This window comes from Methylorubrum podarium (genome assembly GCF_022179745.1).
GTDB lineage: Bacteria > Pseudomonadota > Alphaproteobacteria > Rhizobiales > Beijerinckiaceae > Methylobacterium > Methylobacterium podarium.
This window is the reverse complement of record NZ_BPRD01000654.1, coordinates 1-3637: the sequence shown is the minus strand read 5'-3', so window position 1 is coordinate 3637 and position 3637 is coordinate 1. Positions and strand designations below refer to the sequence as shown.

The 3637-nt window shown below is 67.6% G+C and carries 3 protein-coding genes and 2 pseudogenes; all 5 read right to left on the bottom strand.

What is annotated here, in order from left to right; all coding sequences use genetic code 11:
• Window positions 1-452, bottom strand: a 452-nt coding sequence (locus tag MFF42_RS25345) for a hypothetical protein (protein ID WP_238258738.1), incomplete at its 3' end; no start/stop codon positions are given.
• A gap of 2 nt (window positions 453-454) precedes the next feature.
• Window positions 455-661, bottom strand: a pseudogene (locus tag MFF42_RS25340) (recombinase family protein); the annotation flags it as partial.
• A gap of 143 nt (window positions 662-804) precedes the next feature.
• Entirely contained in the window at window positions 805-1080 is a 276-nt protein-coding gene (locus MFF42_RS25335) for a hypothetical protein (protein ID WP_238258737.1), read from the bottom strand.
• Window positions 1081-1380: 300 nt separating this feature from the next.
• Window positions 1381-1611, bottom strand: a pseudogene (locus MFF42_RS25330) (transposase); the annotation flags it as partial.
• Window positions 1612-1644: 33 nt separating this feature from the next.
• The coding region (locus MFF42_RS25325) for a DNA/RNA non-specific endonuclease (RefSeq protein WP_238258736.1) at window positions 1645-3637 on the bottom strand (1993 nt) is incomplete at its 5' end.

Genomic DNA, 3637 nt, shown 5'->3' with positions numbered 1-3637 from the left:
GCGGTGTCGAAGCTGCGGAAAGCGAGCCCGTCGAGCAGGGTCCCCGGCCGCGTCCGACGCGTCAGGATCGGCACCGGGAACTCGCAGAGCCGCTGGGCCAGCCCCGGGTCCGACAGGGACCGGAACGCAAAGCCGGTGCCTGGTTCGACGATCACCGCGTCGAGCGTGCCCCACTCATATTGATCGTGGGCGGTATCGAGAGCGCGGTGAAGCGCCTCCACCGAACCCGGCTCTTCAAAAGCGAGCGGGTGCCGGATCAGCGCGATCATCCCGAGTTCGTGCCAGCGAGCGAGACCGTCCGCGATCGCATGCGGCGCGCCATCGTCCGGCTCGATCAGGAATACCCGGCGCAGCCGGCGCGGCATCGGCAATTCGCGCTGCCGGTCCCAGATGCCATTGGCGTCGAGCGCCTCCCGCACCCGCGCGTCCCGCTCGGCCCAGGCCCTCAGCATCAGTCCAGGGCAGAGGCTCCGGGTTCGACATGCTCGGCGATGACAGGCCAGCCATGGGCGGTGCAGTAGGCGCGCACCGACTTGCGCTGGTCGGGGATGGAGAGGTCGTTCTCGGCTTGCCGGCCCGTTGAGACACGTAGGTACAGGCAGGCACGTAGTTGACCGTCCCGGGCGGGTAGGAGGCGGTTCGAGCGGTTGATCAGTTTCATCGGTCAAGCCTCCGACGCAGCAGGCGGCAAGGTGAGTCGGTCGAGGGAAGAGGCAAAGCCGGGATGGGACGCGATCCACAGACCTCTCGCCGCGCCGTGTTCGAATGGGGCTTTGACAGGCACCGTCGATACGACCGGGTGCATCATGGCAGCAGGTCGCGAAAAAGCGCGTCGATCTCGGCACCGAGGAAGGTCTCGAGTACGTCGAGTTGGGCCCGGGAGACCGGCAGCGGGCGCGGGAGATCGTTCACGACCTGAGGCGGATCAGGCTCGCGTCGGGACGCGCGTCCGCGTTTGCGCTGCAGAGACAGCGGCGCGGGCACGTCGGTGCCGAAGTGGGCTCCCCGACCTTTGACAGGTGCTCCGGCGGCCGGGGACTTCAGCGATGTCTTGGCGCCGGCTACCGCGCCCGATGTCATCCGTGCCGGCTTCGACGCACCTGGGATGCACGCCGCCGGCGGAGCGGAGGGTCGATACACCACGAAGCACGTGAGGTCCCACGCCGACCGGCAGCCTACGCATCCGAGGCTGGCCGCCGGCCAGCGTGGGGCAGTTTCTTCACCTTCCCCGGCGCGACACGACGCGTCCGCTTAGTCGCGAACCGCCATGTACGGCCAAGATTCCTGGAAACTCGGGAGAGCGCAAGCCGTGTTCTCAGTCGGTCCAACCCATCGCCAGGGCGAGGTCGTCCACCGATCCTTCAGCAGGCTCAAGTATGGGGTCGAGATACCTTGGATGTAGGCCTGTTGGATCACGGCCGCGAGCGCCATCTCGGCCATGCGCCGTGGTTACAGGACGCCGGGAAAGTATGAACCCTTGCGCAGCTTTGGGATGCGCAGTTCGACAGTGCCGGCCTGCGTTTGCCAGTCCCGATCACGGTAGCCGTTGCGCTGGACCAGACGCTTCAGGCTCTTCTCGCCGTGGGCCGCCCCAGCTAGGCCACCCACCTCCGACAACCGGCGCGAACCCGGTGCGCGCGACCGCTATAGGATGAGGTCGCTGCCGTCGGTGAGTTCGATGACAACCGGCTGCTGCCGCGCGATCGACTCGCGGCCAGCGGCCGTTCGCGTCAGCGGATCGGCTGCCACCAACGGACCGAAATCGTATCCGAGGGCGGATCCGAGATCGGAAAGCGCGACCTGGAAGGTACGGTACCCAGACAGGACGAAGCCCTCGACCGCCTCGGTCCGTCGGCGATCTTCCAGCAGCTTGCGGATCAACTGCCCCTGGCTGAGGATGTAGCCGGTCGCATGCAGCCGTTGGCGGTCGGCATCGACCATCGCGACGATCTTCCAAAACTCCAACGGCACGCGGATGCCCTCGTCCAGTTCCGGATCGTCCTCTCCGAAGACCGGTCCGGTGAAGATGCAGGCCTTGAACCCATACGTCCGGGCGCTGTCGAGGATATAATTCTCAAGGCCTTGCCATAGAGCCTTGCCCTGGTTCAACTCGGAATGCTGGGGTGCCGAATTCGTAAAGTGGAACGTGTCGAAATTAGCCTGCTCAGCCATCCTGCCCCAGTTCGGATCTTCACGACGGACCATGTGGCCGCGGTCGATCTGCTTGTCGCGATAGGACTTGCTGCCGTGCTGGAGCTCCCTGGGGATACGCAGGTCATAGAACCACTGGTCGTCCCCCCGCTTGATCTTGACGGCCTTTGCCCCGTCGACGTTCACGGCGGTGACGGCGGGCAGCTTCCTGGCCGCTGAGAACTTGATGCCGAAATGCGTGTAGCGAAGCTCGTGCGGCCGGTCGTCCGTCGCGTCCGAGGGCGTCGCCAGATCCGCCTGGATCGCGTCCGACAGGACCGGCCACGGGACGGGAAGCTTCTTGCCGAGGAAGGTGGGGTCATACCCGTCGCGGTTCGCTAGGTCGTTCTTGGTGTGGACGCCGTCCGCTTTCTCCGTCCCGGCCACCTCCGCGGGACGGGAGACCGCCACGACCGTCTCCCCCTTCAGCAGCGATTTGAGGGTCGTCACGCTCACGGCGCTGTTTTCGACCCCGTAGAGCCCGGCGAAATGCAGCCCGACCACCGCCTGCTGCTCGAGGCTGATCAGCGGCGAGCCCGAGTTGCCGCCGAGCGACGTGCAGTCGTGGCTGATGACCCCCTCGGTGAAGGCCCGCGTCAGGAAGCCCGGCGCGAAGCGCTTCACCTCGTAGAGGTCGCGGAAGTAGTTCGACAGGGCTGCGATCGCGGCGCTGCTGCCGTCGTGGCGATCGTCGTAGGCGGGATAGCCGATGAGGGCGACGATCTCCTCCCGCGCCGCCTCCCGCGCTGCCAGAACGAGCGGGTCGGGCATGCGGAAGGCGCCGCTCGGGGCGCTCACCGTGAGGAGTGCGATGTCGGCGCTGAAGTCGTCGGCGAGGTAGGCGACCTCCGAGACCTCCACGGTGCGCGCCGCGTCGGGCGGCGCGCCGACCTCCTCGTTGAAGTCGACCCTCGCGCCGTAGCGCACGCCGGTCACCGGCGAGCGAAGGAACACCCCGCTCCCGTCCCGGGCGCGGCGCGCGACGAGCTTGGCGACGTGCCGATTGGTCGCGACGATGGAGGCCGTGCCCCGCTGCTCGACGACCCAGCCCGTCCCCCCCCAGGCGGTGCCGTGATTGACGAACTCGACCCGGCCGACCGATGGGATCGACGATTCGACCGCCCTGATCCTCGCGTCGATGTCGCCGGGAAAGCCCGGCAGCGGTGCGAGCACCACCGCGTCGTTGCGTATGAGAAGCGGGGGCCGCCCCGCCCGGCGGATGATCGCCTCGAGGGCGGCCGGCGGGATGGCGGCTTCGAGGGCTTGGCCGCGCTGGCCCATCGCGTTGAGAACCTGCTCCTGGGTGACGCCGAACCGGTCGAGATCGCCCGGATCGGCCTGGATCACCTTGGCGGCGGCCTCTCCTATCCCGCCCGGCTTCAGGAGGTTCTGCTGGAGCCGCTCAAGGCTTTCCGCGCGGTCGGGGCCACGCGGAAAGCCTTGAGCG

Coding starts and splice junctions, on each gene's coding strand:
- MFF42_RS25335 (WP_238258737.1), bottom strand. CDS start 1,080: ATGACATCGGGCGCGGTAGCCGGCGCCAAGACATCGCTGAAGTCCCCG.